This is a genomic window from Methylobacterium sp. C1, from assembly GCF_001854385.1.
Taxonomy (GTDB): Bacteria; Pseudomonadota; Alphaproteobacteria; order Rhizobiales; family Beijerinckiaceae; genus Methylobacterium; species Methylobacterium radiotolerans.
On sequence record NZ_CP017640.1, the window covers coordinates 76,671 to 96,334 of the forward strand.

General features: G+C 69.4%; 15 protein-coding genes. 3 read left to right on the top strand and 12 right to left on the bottom strand.

Annotation, left to right across the window (positions count from 1 at the left end; translation table 11 throughout):
* Window positions 1-25: 25 nt before the first annotated feature.
* From sfnG to coxB, 9 genes are all read right to left on the bottom strand, one after another.
* A complete protein-coding gene (gene sfnG, locus BKE41_RS00365; protein WP_012317053.1) occupies window positions 26-1,141 on the bottom strand; it encodes a dimethylsulfone monooxygenase SfnG in 1,116 nt (371 codons plus the stop codon).
* A 212-nt stretch (window positions 1,142-1,353) separates the two neighbouring features.
* Window positions 1,354-2,118 (bottom strand): SURF1 family protein, encoded by a 765-nt coding sequence (locus BKE41_RS00370; RefSeq protein ID WP_012317054.1) that lies wholly within the window; start codon window positions 2,116-2,118, stop codon window positions 1,354-1,356.
* Window positions 2,115-2,489, bottom strand: coding sequence for a DUF983 domain-containing protein (locus BKE41_RS00375; protein ID WP_012317055.1), 375 nt, complete (start codon window positions 2,487-2,489; stop codon window positions 2,115-2,117). The genes BKE41_RS00370 and BKE41_RS00375 overlap by 4 nt, the downstream gene beginning before the upstream one ends.
* Window positions 2,490-2,637: 148 nt before the next feature.
* On the bottom strand, window positions 2,638-3,501 hold the full coding sequence (locus BKE41_RS00380; protein ID WP_012317056.1) for a cytochrome c oxidase subunit 3: 864 nt from the start codon (window positions 3,499-3,501) through the stop codon (window positions 2,638-2,640).
* A gap of 147 nt (window positions 3,502-3,648) precedes the next feature.
* Window positions 3,649-4,260 (bottom strand): cytochrome c oxidase assembly protein, encoded by a 612-nt coding sequence (locus tag BKE41_RS00385; protein ID WP_029359136.1) that lies wholly within the window; start codon window positions 4,258-4,260, stop codon window positions 3,649-3,651.
* Window positions 4,261-4,270: 10 nt separating this feature from the next.
* Window positions 4,271-4,435, bottom strand: a complete 165-nt coding sequence (locus tag BKE41_RS31495) for a hypothetical protein (protein WP_012317058.1) — start codon at window positions 4,433-4,435, stop codon at window positions 4,271-4,273.
* A 5-nt stretch (window positions 4,436-4,440) separates the two neighbouring features.
* Complete coding sequence (locus tag BKE41_RS00390; protein ID WP_070998242.1) at window positions 4,441-5,391, bottom strand: heme o synthase; 951 nt, start codon at window positions 5,389-5,391, stop codon at window positions 4,441-4,443.
* Between the two features lie 215 nt (window positions 5,392-5,606).
* Window positions 5,607-7,235: a cytochrome c oxidase subunit I gene (gene ctaD, locus BKE41_RS00395; protein WP_012317060.1), complete on the bottom strand. Its 1,629-nt coding sequence runs from the start codon at window positions 7,233-7,235 to the stop codon at window positions 5,607-5,609.
* A 50-nt stretch (window positions 7,236-7,285) separates the two neighbouring features.
* Complete coding sequence (coxB, locus tag BKE41_RS00400; RefSeq protein WP_012317061.1) at window positions 7,286-8,125, bottom strand: cytochrome c oxidase subunit II; 840 nt, start codon at window positions 8,123-8,125, stop codon at window positions 7,286-7,288.
* 370 nt (window positions 8,126-8,495) lie between these two features.
* Here coxB and fdhD point away from each other — a divergent pair, with 370 nt between their 5' ends.
* Complete coding sequence (gene fdhD / locus BKE41_RS00405; protein WP_234742147.1) at window positions 8,496-9,269, top strand: formate dehydrogenase accessory sulfurtransferase FdhD; 774 nt, start codon at window positions 8,496-8,498, stop codon at window positions 9,267-9,269.
* 23 nt (window positions 9,270-9,292) lie between these two features.
* Here fdhD and BKE41_RS00410 read toward each other — a convergent pair whose 3' ends face one another.
* A complete protein-coding gene (locus BKE41_RS00410) occupies window positions 9,293-10,105 on the bottom strand; it encodes a hypothetical protein (RefSeq protein ID WP_043072889.1) in 813 nt (270 codons plus the stop codon).
* A gap of 574 nt (window positions 10,106-10,679) precedes the next feature.
* On the opposite strand from BKE41_RS00410, the gene gltB reads away from it, so the two are divergent.
* Window positions 10,680-15,395, top strand: a complete 4,716-nt coding sequence (gltB, locus tag BKE41_RS00415) for a glutamate synthase large subunit (RefSeq protein ID WP_070998247.1) — start codon at window positions 10,680-10,682, stop codon at window positions 15,393-15,395.
* Window positions 15,396-15,497: 102 nt separating this feature from the next.
* Window positions 15,498-16,931, top strand: a complete 1,434-nt coding sequence (locus tag BKE41_RS00420; protein WP_012317065.1) for a glutamate synthase subunit beta — start codon at window positions 15,498-15,500, stop codon at window positions 16,929-16,931.
* A 24-nt stretch (window positions 16,932-16,955) separates the two neighbouring features.
* On the opposite strand, the gene BKE41_RS00425 is transcribed toward BKE41_RS00420, so the two are convergent.
* Both BKE41_RS00425 and BKE41_RS00430 read right to left on the bottom strand, forming a co-directional pair.
* On the bottom strand, window positions 16,956-18,386 hold the full coding sequence (locus BKE41_RS00425; protein WP_029359140.1) for an SGNH family hydrolase: 1,431 nt from the start codon (window positions 18,384-18,386) through the stop codon (window positions 16,956-16,958).
* Window positions 18,387-18,473: 87 nt separating this feature from the next.
* A complete protein-coding gene (locus BKE41_RS00430) occupies window positions 18,474-19,664 on the bottom strand; it encodes a lytic murein transglycosylase (RefSeq protein WP_059409009.1) in 1,191 nt (396 codons plus the stop codon).

A 19,664-nucleotide genomic window follows, 5' to 3' on the forward strand; every position in this document is an offset into this window, starting at 1 on the left:
CAAGTTTCGATCGAGTCTGCGGCGCTCAGGCCGCCTCGGCACGCCGGTCGCGGGCGGCCTCGAGGGCGCGGACCCGCGGGATCACGTGCGCGCCGAAATACGCGACCTCCTCCTGGAAATGCAGGAATGCCAGCAGGGCGAGGTCGGCACCGGCATCCTTCAGCGCGAGGATCCGCTCGGCGATCTGGTCGGGCGTGCCGATCAGATTGGTCTTGAAGCCGTCGTTGTACTGGACGAGATCCTCGAAGCTCGATTTCGCCCAGTTGCCTTCACCTTCGGGAGAGGCCTTGCCGGCATTCTTCACCTCGTGGCCGAAGGCCTTCACGGCGTCCGGATCGGCGTTGTCGATGATCTCTTGGAGAACGGCGCGGGCCTCCTCCTCGGTGTCGCGGGCGATCACGAAGGCGTTCACGCCGATCCGCGGATGATTGCCCGTCTCGGCCGACTTGGCGCGGATATCGTCCACTTGGGCGCGGATGGTCTCCGGCGTGCCGCCGTTGGTGAAGTACCAGTCGGAGACCCGGGCCGCCATGTCGCGCGCGGCGCGCGACGAGCCGCCCTGGAAGATCTCGGGCAGCGGATCGACGGGCTTGGGTTTCAGCGTGTAGTCGCTGTAGCGGTAGAAGTCGCCGCGGAAGGTGAAATTGTCCCGCGTCCAGATCCCGCGCAGGCTCCGGATGAACTCCTCAGACCGGCGGTAACGCTCGTCGTGGTCCAGCCATGGCTCGCCGATCGCCCGAAATTCGCCCGAGAACCAGCCAGAGACGATGTTCACCGCGATGCGGCCCTCGGTGAGCTGTGAGATCGTTGCGATCTGCTTGGCGGCGAGCGTGGGATGCCACGGCCCGGGCAGGAGGGCGGCGATCACCTTGAGCTTGGTGGTCGCGGCCAGCAGATCGTGGCTGAAAGCGACCGATTCGTGCTGGTACTCGGCGCCGTAGCCCGCGGTGAACCGGATCTGCGTCAGCCCGTAATCGAAGCCCGCTTCCTCGGCGATCTGGGCTAGCTTCCGATTGTACGCGGCGTCCCAACTCGTGCGCTGGGGGATCTTACTGATCACGAGGCCCCCGGAGACGTTGGGCACCCAGTAGGCGAAGCGGATCGGCGCGCGCGCCGCCGAGTTGGCGAGATGGCTGGTCATCCGGCGTTACCTCAGTTGCACGGCGGTCAGGCGCCGTGACGTCTTCGGATGATCGCCGCGAACTGAATACACTATGCAGAGCGCGGCCGATCGCTCAAGAACACAGAAAGTATTCCGGGGCGATGGCCGTCGGTCAAAGGAACGGGTTGCCTTTTTTGGGCTGATCCCGGCGAGACTCTTCTTCGCCGAGATCCTGCGCGTGCGGCTTTATTCTAGGCGGCGCGCGCCGCGGGCGAATCGTGCAGGCGACGCCACGCGAAGACCGAGAACACGCCGATCAGGCAGGCGGCGAGGCCGAACCACGTGAACGCGTATTGCAGGTGGTTGTTCGGCAGGTCGACCCGCAGCTGGCCGCCGCGCGGCCAGGTCGTCTGTCCGGGAACGGCGTCCGCCTCGATCAGGTAGGGCTCGACCGTTCCGAGACCGCGCGCCGCCGCGATGCCGGTGATATCCCGGTTGAACCACTCCCCGCGTGCGGGATCCGGCTCCGGCACGAACATCCCTCGGGCCTCGCTCGCGCGGAGGATACCGGTGACCGTCGTCGGCCCGTCGATCAGGCCGTCCCGGCGATCGCCCTGCGCCTTCAGTTCCGTGGGAACGAAGCCCCGGTTGACCAGCACGAGGCTGCCATCCTCGCGGCGGAACGGCGTCAGCACGTAGTACCCCTGCAGGGCGCGCCCCGGCGTCTCGCCGGGCGCCAATCCGTGGACCAGGGTCTCACGATCGTTGAGGAACTGACCGGCGACCCGGACATGGCGAAACTCGTCGCGTGCCGGATCCCAGGACTCCGCGGCCGGCGGCGCTACCGGCTCCGCGCGGGTCTGACGGACGAGCCGGAGGATGAGATCTTCCTTCCAGGCCTTGCGCTCGAGCTGCCACGTTCCGAGGCCCAGCAAGATGGCCAGCGCGATCAGCGAGGCGAGTCCCGGCGCGACGAGGTCGCGCCAGGCAGCCCGTTGCGGTTCGGTCGCGGTCACGGCTTGAAGCGCCCTTCCTCGGCCCGGTTGCTGAACTGCAGGGCGATCAGCAGACCCTTGAGGGGCCGCACCAGGATCAGGCTGAGTCCGACCGAGAGCGTCAGCGCCACGAGGGCGTGGACCCAGATCGGCGGCTCGTAGGTGATCTCCAGCCACAGGGCGAGGCCGACGACGACCAGGCCGACGATCGACATGACGAAGAAGGCTGGCCCGTCCGCCGAGTCGAAATGCGCGTAGTCGAGGCCGCAGGCCTCGCAGGACGGTCGCAGGGTCAGGAAGCCCTTGAACAGATGACCCTCGCCGCAGCGCGGGCAGCGGCCGCGCAGGCCGGTGGGGATCGGCGGCGGCGGCGAATAGGTTCGGTCGTCCACGGGCACACTCCAGACCTGTTCCGCGCGGGCGCCATGCCCCGCGTCGGGGCCGCCCCCTCGATATGGGGATCGCGCGGCGTCGGAAATGCAGAAGGGCGGCCTGAGCCGCCCTTCGCAGGTCCGCCATGCAGCGGCGAGATGGTTCCGCTCAGTGAGCGCCGCCACCGTGGAACACGCCGGAGCCCCACACGTAGATGGCGGCGAACAGGAACAGCCACACGACATCGACGAAGTGCCAGTACCAGGCGGCGAACTCGAAGCCGAGGTGCTGACGGGGCGTGAACTGGCCCGCGTAGGCGCGGAACAGGCACACTGCCAGGAAGATCGTGCCGATGATCACGTGGGCGCCGTGGAAGCCCGTCGCCATGAAGAAGGTCGACGAGTAGATGCTGCCCGAGAAGCCGAATTCGGCGTGGCTGTACTCGTAGGCTTGGCAGGCGGTGAACAGGACGCCGAGGATGATGGTCAGCCACAGGCCGTACTTCAGGCCCTTGCGGTCGCCCTCGATCAGCGCGTGGTGCGCCCAGGTCACGGTGGTGCCCGAGGTCAGCAGGATCAGCGTGTTGAGGAGCGGCAGGTGCCAGGGATCGAACGCCTCGATGCCTTTCGGCGGCCAGACACCGCCGGTGAACTCCACGCGCGAGACCTGGATCGGGTCGGCGGTGTAGAGGGCGGCCTCGAAGTAGGCCCAGAACCACGCGACGAAGAACATCACCTCGGAGGCGATGAACATCATCATGCCGTAGCGGTGGTGCAACTGCACGACGCGGGTATGGTCGCCGGAATTGGCCTCGTGCGCGACGTCCTTCCACCACGCGTACATGGTGTAGAGAACGCCGATCGTGCCGGCCCCGAAGATGTAGGGTCCCGGGCTCAGGGTGCCGATCTGGAGGCTCTTCATCCAGAACACAGCGCCGAACGCCATGAGGAAGCCCGAGAAGGCCCCGAGCAACGGCCACGGGCTCGGATTCAGGATGTGAAAGTCGTGATTCTTGGCGTGCGCCTCGGCCATCGTCCCGTCGCTCCTCACCCTCGCGCCCTGCGCCGTTCCCGGCCTTACGCTGTTCGTTGCTTGCTCTTGGCCGGGCGCGGCACGCACCACACCCAAGCTTGCCCGCAGCTTTAGTCGGTGCAGCCCCGTGTTGTCACGAGGCCGCGATCAGAAATCGCCCTTCGTGCCCGGAGAAGACGATTTCGCCACCGTCGCCTTGACCGGCTGGCCGTTCTTGGAGGCGAAGTACGTGTAGGATAGCGTCATCTCCGAGAGATGCGCGGTGTTCGAGTCGTCCCGCACGGCCGGATCGACGTAGAAGACCACCGGCACGTCCAACGTCTCGCCCGGCTGGAGCGTCTGCTCGTTGAAGCAGAAGCAGGCGATCTTGACGAAATAGCCGCCCATCAGCCCCGGCTGGACGTTGAAGGTGGCGACCCCCGCCGAGGGCGTGCTGCCGGTATTCTGCACACGGAAGAAGACCGTCTTGGTCTCGCCGAGCTTCGCCTCGACGCTGCTCACCTCCGGGATGAACTTCCAGGGCAGGCCCGGCGCGACGTTCGTGTCGAAGTGGACGACCATGCTGTCGTCGGTCCGCGCCGCTGAGGCCGAGAGCGCCGGCCCCTGCCGGGGCGTGCCGTCGTAGCCGGTTGCCTTGCAGAAGGCGTCGTAGAGCGGCACCGACGCGAAGGCGAGGCCGACCATGCCGACGGCGAGACCCGCGCACGCCAGGGCCGTTCGCGTCGCGGCCCGGCTCGGTCCTGAAGGAGGAAGTGTCATCGCGAACGCCTCAGATCGGCCGGCTCAGGATCTGCGGTCCGAGCTTGACGATCGTCAGCACGAAGAACAGCAGAACCCAGGCACCGAGGGCCAGCGCGATCGCGATCGACCGCTTGCGGCGCCGCGCCTCCTGCTCGGGCGTGAGCGGCCGGTACTGGATCTCGGGATCCGCCATGGCGCTCAACCCAGGACCGGGCGGAACAGGCCGAAGCTCTGCTCGGCCAGGAGCGCCGAGAACAGCGCGAACAGGTAGAGTATCGAGAAGCCGAACATGCCCATGGCGGCGCGCCGCTCGGCATCGCCCTCCGGGTTCCGAAGCACCCGGATGCTGAAGGCCACCATGCCGAGGCCGCCCACCAGGCCGACCACAGCGTAGACGAGCCCGCCGAAGCCCAGCGCCACCGGGACGAGGCCGAGCGGCGCGAGGAGCAGCGAGTACCACACGATCTGGCGGCGGGTGGAGGCCGGGCCGGCCACGTTGGGCATCATCGGGATGCCGGCGCGGGCGTACTCGTCGGCCTTGATCAGGGCGAGCGCCCAGAAGTGCGGCGGGGTCCAGATGAAGATGATGGCGAACAGGATCAGCGACTCGATGCCGATCGACCCGGTCACCACCGCCTGGCCGATGACCGGCGGCAGGGCGCCCGCGGCGCCGCCGATGACGATGTTCTGAGCGGTCGCCCGCTTCAGCCACATCGAGTACACCACCGCGTAGAACACGATGGTGAAGGCGAGGAGCGCGGCGGCCAGGAGATTGGCGGCGAGCCCGAGCACGACCACCGAGGCGACCGACAGGAACAGCCCGAAGCCCAGCGCCTCCTCCGAGGTGATCCGGCCCGACGGGATCGGCCGGGTGGCGGTCCGGCTCATGACCGCATCGATGTCGGCGTCCCACCACATGTTCAGGCAGCCGGACGCCCCGGCTCCGACCGCGATGGCGAGGAGCGAGATCGCGCCGATGGCCGGCTGCACGTGGCCCTGCGAGACCACCATGCCGACCAGCGCGGTGAAGATGACGAGGACCATCACCCGGGGCTTCAGCAGGGCGAAGTAGTCCGGAACGTCGCCGTTGGCGGTCGTGAGGGCCGGACCCGGAACGTCCGGTCCGATCGTGTTCGTCAGGCTCGTCATCGCGTCTGCCGCTGCTGTGTCGGCGCCCGGCCGCGCGCGTCACGGCCGAGTCGTGTCTCGAATTCGACGTGTTCCAAGGATCGGCGTGAGCGGGGCCCAGGGAGTCTACCTCGGCCCGTGCGGATCGCCCTCATCGCTCGCCCTTGCCGGGAGGTCGGCCGACCGGCCTCCGGGTAAGGGCGAGGGCCGCGGATGCGGCCCTCGCGGGGTGTCTATCAGTGCGCGCCGGGCTCGTCGACGATGCGGGGCAGCGTCTCGAACTGGTGGAACGGGGGCGGCGAGGAGAGCGTCCACTCGAGGGTGGTGGCGCCTTCACCCCACGGGTTGTCCGCGGCCCGCTCCTTCGAGCGGAAGGCCAGGACCACGCCGATCACGAACACGAACATGCCGAGACCGAAGATGTGGCCGCCGTAGGTCGACACCTTGTGCCACTGGGCGAAGGCGTCCGGGTAGTCGGCGTAGCGGCGCGGCATGCCGGCCAGTCCGAGGAAGTGCATCGGGAAGAACAGGATGTTCGCGCCGATGAAGGCCAGCCAGAAGTGCAGCTTGCCGGCCCATTCCGGGATGATGTGGCCGGTCATCTTCGGGAACCAGTAGTAGATACCGGCGAAGATGATGAACACGGCGCCGAGAGACAGGACGTAGTGGAAGTGCGCCACCACATAATAGGTGTCGTGCAGGTACTTATCGACCGCCGAGTTGGCGAGCACGACGCCGGTGACGCCGCCGACCGTGAAGAGGAAGATGAAGCCCACCGCCCAGTGCATCGCGGCGGTGAAGCGGATGGAGCCGCCCCACATGGTGGCGATCCACGAGAAGATCTTCACGCCGGTCGGGACGGCGATCACCATCGTGGCGAACACGAAGTAGGACTGCGTCTGCAGCGACAGACCGACGGTGTACATGTGGTGGGCCCACACGACGAAGCCGACCACGCCGATCGCCACCATGGCGTAGGCCATCGCGAGGTAGCCGAAGACCGGCTTGCGCGAGAAGGTAGCGATGATGTGCGACACGATGCCGAAGGCCGGCAGGATCATGATGTACACTTCGGGGTGACCGAAGAACCAGAACAGGTGCTGGTACAGGATGGGGTCACCGCCGCCGGCCGGATCGAAGAAGGTCGTTCCGAAATTGCGGTCGGTCAGCAGCATCGTGATGGCGCCCGCGAGCACCGGCAGCGACAGCAGCAGGAGGAACGCGGTCACCAGCTCGGCCCAGGCGAAGAGCGGCATCTTGTGCAGCGTCATGCCCGGGGCGCGCATGTTCAGGATGGTCGTGATGAAGTTGATCGCGCCGAGGATCGAGCCCGCGCCCGACAGGTGCAGGGCGAAGATGGCGAAGTCGACGGCCGGGCCGGGATGGCCGGCGGTCGAGAGCGGCGGGTAGACGGTCCAGCCGGTGCCGGCGCCGGACGCGCCGGGAGCGCCCTCGACGAACAGCGAGCAGAGCAGCGAGCAGAAACCCGCGACCGTGAGCCAGAACGAGATGTTGTTCATGCGCGGGAACGCCATGTCGGGCGCGCCGATCATGAGGGGCACGAACCAGTTGCCGAAGCCGCCGATCAGCGCCGGCATCACCATGAAGAACACCATGATGAGCCCGTGGCCCGTGACGAAGACGTTGTAGGTCGCGGGATTCGAGAAGTACTGCAGGCCGGGCGCCTCCATCTCCATCCGGATGCCGAAGGAGAGGAACGCGCCGATCATGCCGGCGCAGAAGGCGAAGAGCAGGTAGAGCGTGCCGATGTCCTTGTGGTTCGTCGACAGGAACCAGCGGGCGAAGAACGACGGCTTATGGTCGTGGACCTCGTGGGCCTCTGCATGGGCTGCGGCTGTAGCCATGGATTCGGATGCCTTGTGGATCTGATGGGTTCGGGTCGGTCAGCCGGGGCTCAGCGCGCCTCGGCGACGCTCGTGCCGGTGTCGATGCGGGCGTACTTGGTCTTCGCCTCCTTCAGCCAGTCGGCGTAGGCCTGCTCGCTGACCACGCGAACCACGATCGGCATGTAGGCGTGGCGCTGTCCGCACAGCTCCGAGCACTGGCCGTGGAACGTGCCCTCCTTGTCGGCCTTGAACCACATCTGGTTCAGCCGGCCTGGGACGGCGTCGATCTTGAAGCCGAAGGCCGGCATCGCCCAGGAATGCAGCACGTCGGCGGCGGTGACCTGGATCTTCACGATCTTGTTGACCGGAACGACCATCTCGTTGTCGGTCTGGAGCAGGCGCGGCTGCTTGTCCTCGTCGAGGTTGGCATCGAACGTGAAGCCGCCGCCGGCCTCCGTCTGCGGGTACTCGTACGACCAGTACCAGGCATGGCCGATGACCTTGACGATCATGTCGGCCTTCGGATCCGAGAGCTGCGTGCGCAGCAGGCGGAAGGACGGGATCGCCACGGCGACCAGGATCAGCACCGGCACGATCGTCCAGGCGATCTCGATGGCGGTGTTGTGCGTGGTCCGCGAGGGCGTCGGGTTCCGCTTCTCGCCGAAGCGGTAGACGCACCAGAGGATGAGTCCGAGGACGAAGACCGAGATGGCAAGGGACAGCCAGTGCAGTCCGATCTCGAAGTTCAGGATGTCGCGCGCGTTCTCGGTGACCGGGATCTGCCGGTCCATCTCCCACGGCACGGGCTGACCGAAGCCCGCGGCCTGCGCGCCGGATATCGGGAAGAGCAGGGCGCCGAGAGCGGCGAGGCTCCAGAGTGACCGGTTGATCGTCCGCACCGTCCGCATCTGCCTCTCGTGGCTCCCCTGAACTATCTGGCTGCCGCCGGACCTTCCCGTCTTGACCGCGTGCGGGATTGTACCGACGTGACGGAGTACCGGTTGTGTTACCCGGCATTATCCGACCGGCGCTTCAGACCACAAGGGCCGGCCACGTGCAACCGCACAAGCGTCGCATCGCGCGCTTTCCAGCCAGTTGACGGCGCCTCGTGGCGTCGGCGCACTAGGGGGGCGGCAAAATTGTTCCCCGTCGCGTCGCGCCGGGGATGAAGCGTCGCGACGCGTTCGTGTCACGCCTGCGGAGTCCACGATGTCCACGCAAACCGGCAGCCTCACGTCCGGTCCTCTGCCCTGCGCGGTGCCGGCGCCGATGCAGGTGATGCCCTATGCGGCTTCGGCGCCGAGATCGGGCACGCGGCCGCTCGCCGTCGAAGCGCCGGTCAACCTCGTCTACGGCAGCGTGCCGCACGCCGTGATGATGGCGACGCCCGCCGACCTCGAGGATTTCGCCTACGGGTTCAGCCTGACGGAGGGCATCGTGGACAGCGCGGAGGAGATCCGCGCGACCCGGGTGGAGGCCGGGCCGGACGGACTTCGCCTCCACGTCGATCTCGCGCCGGGACGGCTCCGCGAGCATCTGGCACGCAAGCGCGCCATCAGCGGCCGGACCGGCTGTGGGGTCTGCGGCATCGAGGATCTGGCGCAGCTGCCGCGGGCCGGAGGCCGGGCGGCCTCCGAGGTCCGGGTCGCGCTGCCGGCCATCGCGCGCGCCCTGGCGGACCTCGACGGCGCACAGCGGCTCGGTGCGGAGACCCGCGCGGTCCACGCCGCGGCCTGGGCTCGCCTCGACGGCGGCCTCGCCGCGGTCCGCGAGGATGTCGGCCGCCACAACGCCCTGGACAAGCTGATCGGCGCCCTGATGCGGACGGACACGGCCGTGGACGCCGGGTTCCTGGTCATCACCAGCCGCTGCTCGTTCGAGATGGTCGAGAAGGCCGCGCGCCTCGGGGCGGCCGTCATCGTTGCCATCTCGGCGCCGACGTCCCTGGCCCTGGAGCGCGCCCGCTCCTACGGCATGACGCTCTGCGCCATCGCGCGGGCCGACACGGTCACGGTGTTCACGGGCGCCGAGCGGCTGACCGACGGCGCGTGACGCGCTCGCCTCGGTCTCCGAGACTACTCGGCCTGGCCCGGGACGACGGTCGCGCCCCCGATCACCCGGACCGGCTTCTTGTCGGTGGGCGGGTCCTTCCAGTCCTTCGCGGCCGGCTTGGGCGCTCCTGCCACGGCGGCGTCGGCCGGCTTCGACGGCGTGGCGGACGGCGGAGCGGGAGCCGCGGCGGGCGTCTTCTCGATCGACGCCGCCTTGGTCTCGGGCGCCGGCCCGGCATTCGGATCCGCCTTGGCCGCATCGGCCGGCGCGAGCTTGGGGGCCGGCGCCTGGGGGGAGGTTCGGGGCGGCGGCTTCAACTCCGGGGTCCTGGCGAGCGCCCCGCGCGCGACCCGCTTCGGCGGAGCGGTCCGGCCGACATTGTCGGGATTCACGCCTTCCGGGTTGGCGTCAGGCCGCAGCGCCTCGCCGGCCGGCCGGCGAGGCGTCCGCGCCACCGGGCCGTCCTCGGAGGGGACGGGGCGCATCGCGCGACGGGGCACCACCTCGTCCTCGGTCCAGCCGAATCCCGGTGCGGGCCGCTCCAGCCGCGCGACCGTCTCGGGCGCGCCGATCGGGCGGCGGCCCACGATTGCACCCGTCATGGGATCGACGAACAGCCGGACGGGCGCGCCGGCGGGACCGACGGCGTCGACCACGTAGACCCGCCCGTCGAAGCGCGGACGGCTCAGGCCGCTGAACCCGCGGTCGGCGAGGCGCCAGGCCACGACGCGCGGCGGAAGGACTTCGTCCTCGAAGGCGAACTGCGCGCGCGCGCCGGCGCTCGCTCCCACGAGAGCGAGCACCGACATGAAGCCGGCGCGAAGCGTTCTGATCATCGGGGATTGAAGGCGCGCAGCGACTCTGCTCGTCATCGTCACTCTTGTGCGTTTTGGGTTTGGAGACCCGGCAGAGTGTCCGGTTCCGGCATGGTCCGGGCCGGTGGACCCGGACCTCGACCATGCCGGCGAGGTCGTTGCCCCGCATGCCGCTTGTGCTCGGCCTGCCCGGTAGACCCCGCGATTCGGGCGAGATTGCGGAGGCGCGATGCGTGCCGCGACCCGTCATCCAGAGCGGCGACACCGTGCCCGTCGGCTGTCTCTTGCTGAAAACATTTCAATCTGGCAGTTTCGCGACTTAGGACAGCACAACTGTCCCATCGGCCGTGCATCCCGGCCGTCGCCGTCTCGCGCGCGGGCGAGAGAGAACGGTAGACGGACACGGGCGCGCCAGCGCGCCGCTCCTCGAGCGGTCCGGGTCCTCGATGAACGCGAGCCGACGGACGGGTCCTCCGGGACCGGCCGGATGGCCTGCGGCAAGAGGCCGAGCGCGGGGCGCCGACGGCTTGCGGGCATGAAACATGCTCGCGGGTTCTTGGCTGCGGACGGGTTCGAGGGAAGGACGAGACGAAGCATGTCACAACGCAGACCCGCCGACGAGTTTGCTGCGTTCACGGCCCAGGCTGCCGCCCCCCGCGGCGGCGCCATGCCGCTCATCGTGCGCGACCCCGCCCTTCCGAAAGCCCAGGGTTCCTACGATCCGGCTCACGAGCGCGACGCCTGCGGTGTCGGCTTCATCGCCGATATGCACGACCGCCGCACCCACGCGATCGTCGAGCAGGGTCTGAAGATCCTGGAGAACCTCGATCACCGCGGCGCGGTGGGCGCCGATCCCAAGATGGGTGACGGCTGCGGCATCCTCACGCAGATCCCGCACGGCTTCTTCGCGGAGGAGTGCTCGCGTCTCGGCTTCGAGCTTCCGCCCGCGGGCTCGTACGCCATCGGGCAGTTCTTCATGCCGAAGGCGGAGGAGCCCCGGGCGATCATCCAGGAGATCGTCGAATCGGCCCTGGCCGCCGAGGGCCTTCCGCTCCTCGGCTGGCGCGACGTGCCGGTGGACCCGGAGGATCTCGGCGACGCCGTGAAGGCCACCGAACCGCATCACCGTCAGGTGTTCATCGGCCGGCCCGCCTCGGTCACCGACCAGGACGCGTTCGAGCGCCGGGTCTACGTCGCCCGCAAGGTGATCTCCAACAAGGTCTACGGCCTCGACGACCCGCGGGTGAAGGAGTTCTACCCGGTCTCCGTGTCGACTCGGACCATCGTCTACAAGGGCATGGTGCTGGTCACGCAGCTCGGCGGCTACTTCCTCGACCTGAAGGACGACCGCTTCGTCTCGGCGATCGCCCTCGTTCACCAGCGCTTCGCCACCAACACGTTCCCGACGTGGCGGCTCTCGCACCCGTACCGGATGGTCGCGCATAACGGCGAGATCAACACGCTGCGCGGCAACGTCAACTGGATGGCGGCCCGCCAGGCGAGCGTCGATTCCGACCTGTTCGGCAACGACATCTCGAAGCTGTGGCCGATCTCCTACGAGGGGCAGTCCGACACCGCCTGCTTCGACAACGCCCTCGAGTTCCTCGTGCAGGGCGGCTACCCGCTCGCCCACGCGATGATGATGCTCATCCCGGAGGCCTGGGCCGGCAACCCGCTGATGAGCGAGGAGCGGCGCGCCTTCTACGAGTATCACGCTGCCCTGATGGAGCCGTGGGACGGCCCGGCCGCCGTGGCCTTCACGGACGGCCGCCAGATCGGCGCGACCCTGGACCGCAACGGCCTGCGCCCGGCGCGGTACATCGTGACCGACGACGGCCTCGTGGTGCTCGCTTCCGAGATGGGCACCCTGCCGATCCCGGACGAGAAGATCGTCCAGTCCTGGCGCCTCCAGCCGGGCCGCATGCTGCTGATCGACCTCCAGAAGGGTCGCATCGTCTCCGACGAGGAGATCAAGGGCGAGCTGGCCGCCGCGCACCCCTACGCCGACTGGGTGAAGAACACCCAGATCGTGCTGGAGGATCTGCGCCCGGTGCAGCCGCGCGAGTCGCGGGGCGACGTCAGCCTGCTCGATCGCCAGCAGGCCTTCGGCTACACGCAGGAAGACCTCAAGCTGCTCATGCAGCCCATGGCCGTCACCGGCCAGGAGGCGGTCGGCTCGATGGGCACGGACACGCCGCTCTCGGCGCTCTCCGAGAAGTCGAAGCTCCTCTACACCTACTTCAAGCAGAACTTCGCGCAGGTCACGAACCCGCCGATCGACCCGATCCGCGAGGAGGCCGTCATGAGCCTCGTCTCGTTCATCGGGCCGCGGCCGAACCTGCTCGACATGGAGGGCGCGTCCCGGCGCAAGCGCCTGGAGGTCCGCCAGCCGATCCTGACCAACGCGGATCTGGAGAAGATCCGCTCGATCGGGCATTTCGAGGACCGGTTCGACACCAAGACACTCGACATGACCTACCCGGCCGAGACCGGCGCGGCGGCCATGGACGGGGCGCTCGACCGGCTCTGCGACCGCGCCGAGGCGGCGGTGCGCGGCGGCTACAACATCATCGTGCTCACCGACCGGGCGGTCGGGCCGGACCGGATCCCGATCCCGGCGCTGCTGGCCACGGCCTCCGTGCATAACTACCTGATCCGCAAGGGACTTCGGACCTCGGTCGGCCTCGTGGTCGAGTCCGGCGAGCCGCGCGAGGTGCACCACTTCGCGTGCCTCGCCGGCTACGGCGCCGAGGCGGTCAACCCGTACCTCGCCTTCGAGACGCTGCTCGACATGAAGGACGAGTTCCCGCCGGACCTCACCGACGACGAGATCATCTACCGCTACATCAAGGCGATCGATAAGGGCCTGCTGAAGGTGATGTCCAAGATGGGCATCTCCACCTACCAGTCCTACTGTGGCGCGCAGATCTTCGACGCGGTCGGCCTGAACTCGACCTTCGTCGGCCGCGACTTCTTCGGCACGGCCACGACCATCGAGGGCGTCGGCATGGCGGAGATCGCGGAGGAGACCGCGCGCCGTCACCGCGACGCCTTCGGCGACGCGCCGGTCTACCGCAACGCCCTCGATGTCGGCGGCGAGTACGCCTACCGCCTGCGCGGCGAGACCCACACCTGGACGCCCGACACGGTGGCGACGCTGCAGCACGCCGTGCGCCTCAACGTGCCGGAGCGCTACCGGGAATACGCCGAGCTGGTGAACCGCCAGGAGCACCAGCTGAAGACGCTGCGCGGCCTGTTCCGGATCAAGTCCGCCACCGAGATCGGCCGCGCGCCGGTCCTGCTGGACGCGGTCGAGCCGGCCTCCGAGATCGTCAAGCGCTTCGCCACGGGCGCCATGTCGTACGGCTCCATCTCCAAGGAGGCGCACGAGACGCTCGCCATCGCGCTGAACTCCTTCGGCGGCCGCTCGAACTCGGGCGAGGGCGGCGAGGAGGTCGAGCGGTTCAAGCCCCTGCCGGACGGGCGCTCGCGCCGGTCGTCGATCAAGCAGGTCGCCTCCGGGCGGTTCGGCGTCACGACGGAATACCTCGTCAATTCCGACATGATGCAGATCAAGGTCGCGCAGGGCGCCAAGCCCGGCGAGGGCGGTCAGCTGCCCGGCCACAAGGTCGACGCCAAGATCGCCAAGGTCCGCTACGCGACCCCGGGCGTCGGCCTGATCTCCCCGCCGCCGCACCACGACATCTACTCGATCGAGGATCTGGCCCAGCTGATCTTCGACCTGAAGAACGTGAACCCGTCGGCGGACGTGTCGGTGAAGCTCGTCTCCGAGGTCGGCGTCGGCACGGTCGCGGCCGGCGTCGCCAAGGCGCGCGCCGACCACATCACGATCTCGGGCTTCGACGGCGGCACCGGCGCGGCGCCGCTGACCTCCCTCAAGCACGCGGGCGGTCCCTGGGAGACCGGGCTGGCCGAGACCCAGCAGACGCTGGTGCTCAACGGCCTGCGCGGCCGCGTCGCCCTCCAGGCCGACGGCGGCATCCGGACCGGGCGCGACGTGATGATCGCGGCGCTGCTCGGCGCCGACCAGATGGGCTTCTCGACGGCGCCGCTGATCGCCGCCGGCTGCATCATGATGCGCAAGTGCCACCTGAACACCTGCCCGGTGGGCGTCGCCACCCAGGATCCGGTGCTGCGCAAGCGCTTCAAGGGCACGCCCGAGCACGTGGTGAACTACTTCTTCTTCGTGGCCGAGGAGGTGCGGGAGATCCTGGCGTCGCTCGGCTTCACGAAGCTGGAGGAGGCGGTCGGCCGCTCCGACGTGCTCGACAAGGTCGAGGCCATCGCCCACTGGAAGGCGCGCGGGCTCGACTTCACGAAGCTGTTCCACCGGCCCAAGGTGGCCGAGGGCACGGCGATCCGCCACGTGGAGGTGCAGCACCACCCGATCGACACGGTCCTCGACCGGCGCCTGATCGAGAAGGCGCAGCGCGCCATCGAGACCGGTGAGCCGGTGGTGATCACCGACACCATCCGGAACTCGGACCGGGCCGCGGGCGCGATGCTCTCCGGCGCGGTGGCGAAGGCGCACGGCCACGAGGGCCTGCCCGACGACACGATCGTGGTGAGGCTCGCCGGCACGGCAGGCCAGAGCTTCGGCGCGTGGGTCGCTGCCGGCGTGACCGTCGAGCTGACCGGTCACGGCAACGACTACGTCGGCAAGGGCCTGTCGGGCGGCAAGCTGATCATCCGGCCGAGCGACGCGCTGAAGTCGCCGCAGGACCGGACCATCATGGTCGGCAACACCGTGCTGTACGGGGCGATCGCCGGCGAGTGCTACATCCGCGGCTCCGCGGGCGAGCGCTTCGCGGTGCGCAATTCCGGCGCCATCACGGTGGTCGAGGGCATGGGCGATCACGGCTGCGAGTACATGACCGGCGGCGTGGTCGTGTCGATCGGCGAGACCGGGCGCAACTTCGCGGCCGGCATGTCCGGCGGCATCGCCTACGTGCTCGACGAGGACGGCTCGTTCTCGGCGCGCTGCAACCTGTCGATGGTCGACTTGGAGCCGGTCGAGGAGGAGGACGACCTGATGCGTCGCTTCCACCAGGACGGCGATCTGGAGACCAAGGGGCGGGTCGACATCCTGGCCGACATGTCCGGTCACGACGAGGAGCGGCTGACGCAGCTCATCACCAACCATCTCAAGTATACGGGCAGCCCCCGCGCCAAGGCGATCCTCGACGACTGGAGCGGCTACCGCACCAAGTTCGTGAAGGTGATGCCGGTGGAGTACCGCCGGGCCCTGCGCGAGATGGAGATGGCGCGGATGCCGGTGGCCGCCGAGTAGGCAGCTTCCTCAGACCGGGCGGTCTGCCGCCCGGTCACGCACTGACACGAGACGACGACGCGGGCAGCGCAGTCAGAGACTGGCCGGCCCAGGGGCTGACCAATGGGCAAGATCACAGGCTTCCTCGAGTTCGACCGGCAGGAGCAGAAGTACCAGCTCGCTGCCGACCGGGTCCGGCACTTCCGCGAGTTCACGCTGCCGCTCGATGAGCACGACCTGACGAAACAGGCCGCCCGCTGCATGGATTGCGGCATCCCGTTCTGCCACGGGCCGACGGGCTGCCCGGTCCACAACCAGATCCCGGACTGGAACGACCTCGTGTTCCAGTCGGATTGGGAGGAGGCGTCCCGCAACCTCCACTCCACGAACAATTTCCCGGAGTTTACCGGCCGCGTCTGCCCCGCGCCCTGCGAGGAGGCCTGCACGCTGAACCTCGAGAACCAGCCGGTCGCCATCAAGACGATCGAGCAGGCGATCGCCGACCGGGCGTGGAACATGGGCTGGGTGAAGCCCGAGCCGGCGCAGGCCCGCACCGGCAAGCGCGTCGCGATCGTGGGCTCCGGCCCCGCCGGGATGGCGGCGGCCCAGCAGCTCGCCCGTGCCGGGCACGACGTCCACGTGTTCGAGCGCGAGCCGAAGGCGGGCGGCCTGCTCCGCTACGGCATCCCGGACTTCAAGATGGAGAAGCGCCACATCGACCGGCGCGTGCGCCAGATGGAAGCCGAGGGCGTCGTCTTCCACTACAACCAGAACATCGGCGTGACGAAGTCGGTGGACGAGCTCAAGGCCGAGTTCGACGCCGTGATGTTCTGCGGCGGCGCCGAGGATCCCCGCAACCCGCAGCTGCCCGGCCAGGACCTCGAGGGCGTGCACTACGCGATGCCCTACCTCGTCCAGTCCAATCGGCGCGTGAGCGCCGAGCCGATGCGCGGCAACGGCGAGCAGCCGATCCTGGCCTCGGGCAAGAACGTGGTCGTCATCGGCGGCGGCGACACCGCCTCCGACTGCGTCGGCACCGCCTTCCGCCAGGGGGCGCTGTCGGTGACGCAGCTCGACATCCGCCCGCGCCCGCCCGAGCGGGAGGACAAACTCACCGTATGGCCCTACTGGCCGACCAAGATGCGGACCTCGTCGAGCCAGGCCGAGGGTGCGGAGCGCGAGTTCCAGGCCGCGACCCTGCGGCTCGAGGGCAACAAGAAGGGCCAGCTCACCGGCGTGGTCTGCGCCCGGGTCGATGCCAAGCGCCAGCCGATCGCCGGGACAGAGTTTGTGCTGCCCGCCGACCTCGTCTTCATGGCGATCGGCTTCGCCGGCTCGGTGCAGAAGGGGCTCCTCGAGCAATCCGGGATCGGCGTCAGCAAGCGCGGCAATGTCGAGGCGAACGAGGAGGACTACCGCACCTCGGACGCGAAGATTTGGGCCGCGGGCGATATGCGGCGCGGCCAGTCCCTGGTGGTCTGGGCGATCCGCGAGGGACGTCAGGCGGCGCGCGCCATCGACGAGACCCTGATGGGCGCCAGCGTCCTGCCGCGCTGAGGGCGCACGGAGGATCCACCCGGCTTAGCCGGGCGGCCAGCGGAAATCGTCGGCGCGGCCGGGCTGCGGCATCGGTGCGTTGCCGCGCAGCAGCGTCCGCTCCACGGTCCCGGAATTGTCGGGGTCGCGCGGCCGTCCGTTGAGAAGCGCGCCGCCGGGCGACACCTCGCTCCGGCTCAGCGGCACCACGGGGCCGGCCGCGGGCTTCACCGGAAGCGCCGGCACGCCGGGCGGCTCGGGCAGGCTCGGCAGCATCGCGGTGATCTGACGATCGATCGCCGCGGTGTCGGTGGCCGGCGCGGTGCCGTCGAGGCTGGGCCCGGGGGTCGAGGACGGCGCGGTCGGCGCCACGGTCGCGGTCGGCGACGGCTCGGTCGTGCCCGGCACCGCGCCCATCAGCCGCTTCAGCTCGACATCGGCGAAGTGGGCGAGCTTCCGGTCGCCCGCTTTGGTGAAATGCACGCCGTCCGCGGTGCGGAGCTTGGCGATCTGGCCCTCCGGATCCGGGCCCGACGCGGCGTACCGGTCCCGGTCGTCGACGAAGCCCGGCCAGATGTCGACGTAGGTCCCGCCGGCCTTGCCGACGGTGTCGCGGACAATGTCGTTCAGGGACGCGAGATCCCGGCTGAGCGTCTCGCTCTGGACGGGCGGCAACCCGACCCAGATCAGCGGGATCTTGCGGTCGGTGAAGACCTTCACGAGCGCCTCCACCCGCGCGCGGTAGAGCGCGCGCCAGCGGTCCGTGAGAGGCTCGGCCGTCTCGTCGCCCTCGCGGATCGGCTGTCGGTCGTTCGCGCCCATCATCACCAGGGCGTAGCGCACCTTCCCGTTGCTCTGGAGGTAGTCTTGCGCGACCTTCGGCCAGTCGACGACGTCCTTGCGCACCAGACCGCTGTCGCCCTTCGCGCGGTCGATCACGGCGACGTCGGCATTGTCCTCGAACACGTCGTCGAGGCCCTTGGCGAGGTGGTCGGCCAGGGAATCGCCGAAGACGGCGATCTGGACGTTCGGCTCGGTCTTGGCGACCGCGGGTTTCGGCGGCGTCGGTGCCCGGGCCGGACGGACCCGCCGTTTCACCGCGGGGGCCGGTCGCTGCGCCTCGCCGGTCGCGTAGGGATTGCGCTGGCGCGGCGCCCGGTAGGTGCGCTCCGGCTGCGGCGCCACCGGCTGCGGCCTGTCCTCCCAGGGCCAGTAGAACTGGCGCGGCGCCTCCTGCTGCGGCGCGTAACGGGGCTGACGCCCGTACGTCCCGTCGTCGCGGTAATAGGCGTCCCGCGGCCGCCGACGCGGCGGTGCCTCGTAGTAGGTGCCGCCCTGCTGCTGCTGGTAACTGTCGCCCCATTGCGCGCGGGCCGGACCGCCGATGGCCGCCAGCCCCGCCAGCCCCAGCAGGGCTGCGAGCCCGAGGAGCAGCGGACGCTCCGAGTGACGCCGACGAGCGAGGACCATGCGCATTCCGTACGCTTCACGCCGAACCGGACCCGTTCGGAACGCGGCCACTATAGGCGGAAGCAGCACGCGGGTCTAAACCTCTCGACGGGCTCAGCGTCGCGGTGCCGCCTTGCCGGTGACGCGGTCGAGCAGGGCCGGCGTGGCGTAGCCGTCGGCCGGCAATCCGGCGCTGATCTGGTAGCGCCGCACCGCCTCGCGCAGCTTCGGGCCGGCCCTTCCATCCGTCGGCCCGTCGTAGAAGCCGGCCGCCGCGAGGCCGGTTTGCAGGGCGCGGAGGCCCGGCCCGTCGAGGCGGGCGCCGGCGGCTGGCCAAGGCGCGGCCAGCGGCGGACCGCCGGCGAGTCGGTCTGCGAGGTGTCCCACCGCCAGCGCGTAGGAATCCGAGGTGTTGTAGCCTCGGATCACCTCGAAATTGTCGGTGATCAGGAAGACCGGCGCCCCCAGGCCACCGGGCAGGAACAGGCTGGCACGTCCGGTCCCCGGCAGCGGCTTCCCGTCGGTGCGGCGAACGCCTCGCTCGGCGAAGCTGCCGAGATCGCCCGCGTAGCGGCTCAGGTCGAAGTCCTTCGGCAGGAGCACCTCGTAGCCCCAAGAGAGCGCCGGATTCCAGCCGAGATCCTTGAGGTAGGCCGCGATCGATGCCAGCGAGTCCGGCTCGCTGGTCCAGATGTCGCGGCGGCCGTCGCCGTCGAAGTCGACCGCGTGGGCCAGGTAGGTGGAGGGCAGGAACTGCACCTGACCCATCGCGCCGGCCCAGCTGCCGCTCATCCGGTCCGGCGCGATGTCGCCGCGCTGCAGGATCGTGAGCGCGGCCAGGAGCTCGTCGCGGAACAGGCCGCCGCGGTGCCGCGCCTCGGCGAGCGTCGCCAGCGCCCGGACCGTCGGAACGCTGCCCGCGCTCGCTCCGAAGTCCGATTCGACGCCCCAGAACGCCATCGCCATCCGCCCCGGAACGCCGTAGCGGCCCTCGATTGCCGTCAGGGTCGACGCGAGGGCCGCCGCACGGGCGCGTCCGCGCGCGATGCGGCCGGCCGAGACCGCGCCGACGAGGTACTCCCAGACCGGCCGGACGAACTCGCTCTGGCGGCGGGTGCGCGCCAGAATGCCGGCATCGGGTCCCGTGATCCCGCGAAACGCCGCGTCGAAAGTCGCCGCGGTGACACCCCGCGCCGCCGCGTCCGGACGCAGGGCCTCGATGAACGCCCGGAAGGCGTCCTCGGCGCGGGCCTCCCCGGTGGCGAGGGACGCCGCCGCGGCCAGAAACCATCGGCGGGAGAGCAT

Coding starts and splice junctions, on each gene's coding strand:
- BKE41_RS00380 (WP_012317056.1), bottom strand. CDS start 3,501: ATGGCCGAGGCGCACGCCAAGAATCACGACTTTCACATCCTGAATCCG.
- BKE41_RS00410 (WP_043072889.1), bottom strand. CDS start 10,105: ATGATCAGAACGCTTCGCGCCGGCTTCATGTCGGTGCTCGCTCTCGTG.
- BKE41_RS31495 (WP_012317058.1), bottom strand. CDS start 4,435: ATGGCGGATCCCGAGATCCAGTACCGGCCGCTCACGCCCGAGCAGGAG.
- sfnG (WP_012317053.1), bottom strand. CDS start 1,141: ATGACCAGCCATCTCGCCAACTCGGCGGCGCGCGCGCCGATCCGCTTC.
- BKE41_RS00425 (WP_029359140.1), bottom strand. CDS start 18,386: ATGCGCATGGTCCTCGCTCGTCGGCGTCACTCGGAGCGTCCGCTGCTC.
- ctaD (WP_012317060.1), bottom strand. CDS start 7,235: ATGGCTACAGCCGCAGCCCATGCAGAGGCCCACGAGGTCCACGACCAT.
- BKE41_RS00430 (WP_059409009.1), bottom strand. CDS start 19,664: ATGCTCTCCCGCCGATGGTTTCTGGCCGCGGCGGCGTCCCTCGCCACC.
- fdhD (WP_234742147.1), top strand. CDS start 8,496: ATGCCCTATGCGGCTTCGGCGCCGAGATCGGGCACGCGGCCGCTCGCC.
- gltB (WP_070998247.1), top strand. CDS start 10,680: ATGTCACAACGCAGACCCGCCGACGAGTTTGCTGCGTTCACGGCCCAG.
- coxB (WP_012317061.1), bottom strand. CDS start 8,125: ATGCGGACGGTGCGGACGATCAACCGGTCACTCTGGAGCCTCGCCGCT.
- BKE41_RS00385 (WP_029359136.1), bottom strand. CDS start 4,260: ATGACACTTCCTCCTTCAGGACCGAGCCGGGCCGCGACGCGAACGGCC.
- BKE41_RS00390 (WP_070998242.1), bottom strand. CDS start 5,391: ATGACGAGCCTGACGAACACGATCGGACCGGACGTTCCGGGTCCGGCC.
- BKE41_RS00420 (WP_012317065.1), top strand. CDS start 15,498: ATGGGCAAGATCACAGGCTTCCTCGAGTTCGACCGGCAGGAGCAGAAG.